Here is a 1,461-nt window from a genome sequence, read left to right as displayed (position 1 = left end):
TGGCTGGCCTGTCGGGCTCGGCTTGGTTTGCGGGATCTGAAAAGGCGATCGGAGCGATGCTTCGGTCGCCTTTTTCGCCTGAGATCTACTTCACCACCGCCTGTATCCAGACGACAATGCGCTGCGCGAGGAAAGCCGTTGTTGCTGGCGACAGTGCGTCACCTGCAATGACGTGGTTGTCCCGATCGCCGGCATCGTCGACCGGCACCAGTTCGTGCGCCGCGCCCCAGCGCCCGGCGATTTCGCGGGTGCGGTCTGACCGCACGATCCTGTCCGAATCCGAAAAGATGAACAGGGCGGGGATGTTCGCCTTCTCCACCGGCGCGCGATAGGAAAGCTCGGTCAGCGCCGCCATCGGTTGCGTCGCGGCGATCGGATAGCGGTAGGTCCAGAATTTCTCGTGCAGCGGGTTGCGCGGCGGGAAGCTGCGCTCCTTGCCGGCGAAGAGTTGGGCGATTCCTCTGCCCCAAGGCATGGTCAGGAGTTCGGCGCCCGAAGCCCTAACGCCGAAATTCGGCGAGACGAACGCGATTGCGGCAACACCGTCTGAAGCGCCCGGCTGCGTCGCAGCCCAGGCCGCCAGCGAGCCGCCGGTCGAGGTAGCGAATGACGATCACCTTGTCGCCGATCGCCCGGCCGATGGCGAGCGCTTCCGCATAGTCGTTGATCCAGGCGTTGACGCTGCCATCCGCCATCGCGGCACCGCCCTGTCCGTGGCCGGTGAGGCGGGTGTAGAAGAGGTTGGTGTCGAGCTGGTCGGCCACCTCGTCGGGCAGCGGACGAACCTCGCCCTTCGACGCCGAAAAGCCGTGGACGTAGACGATCGACAGCGGCGTCCTGGCATGAATCATCGGATTGGCCCAGATGATTTCCTTTTCAAGTCCGTCGCGGATATCAGGCACGGCCGCCTCCCGGCGTGCCAGATAGGCTTGCGGATCATCGCCGATCAGGGAAGAATCGAAGCGAACCGTGGTGTCGACGTGGACGCGCGGGCGAAGGCGAGGACAAGAATGAAGGTGAAAGCCAGCATTCCAAGCACGATTGGTCGCCCCATCGCAGACTCCGTCCAAATAATCCGCAACCTATGGCCGCGATAGCAGACAGGCAACGGCGTCCCGCCGGCTGCGGGATCGCCGACTTCGATGGCCGGTCTATTCGCTCGGCGGCTTGCGGTCGAAATTCAGCGGACGCGCCTTCCAGCGGGTCGCGGTGCTGATGACCCACCGGCAGAACGGTCTCGGCAGGATTCTGAGCAGCTTCAGGCCCCAGCTCAAGCGGCGCGGGAAGGTGACTTCGAAGCCGCCGGACTTGATGCCGCGCGCCATGCGGCGCGAGGCGCGATTGACGGGCATCAGACCGGGCATCGGCAGCAAATTCTTCTCGGTCAGCGGGGTGTCGACGAAGCCCGGGTTTATCACCTGGATGCGGACGTTCATCTTGTCGAAATCGTATTTCAGCGAC

Annotated in this window: 2 pseudogenes; both read right to left on the bottom strand. The window is 63.9% G+C overall.

Features of this window, described 5'->3' with window-relative positions:
* Positions 1–85: 85 nt before the first annotated feature.
* A pseudogene (locus tag EOA86_RS41615) lies at positions 86–1,054 on the bottom strand (alpha/beta fold hydrolase).
* 97 nt (positions 1,055–1,151) lie between these two features.
* Positions 1,152–1,461, bottom strand: a pseudogene (locus EOA86_RS34465) (oxidoreductase); the annotation flags it as partial.

The sequence above is a fragment of the Mesorhizobium sp. M5C.F.Ca.IN.020.32.2.1 genome, assembly GCF_004023105.1.
GTDB lineage: Bacteria > Pseudomonadota > Alphaproteobacteria > Rhizobiales > Rhizobiaceae > Mesorhizobium > Mesorhizobium wenxiniae.
The sequence above is the reverse complement of the archived record's forward strand: the minus strand, read 5'-3'. Positions and strand labels throughout refer to the sequence as shown.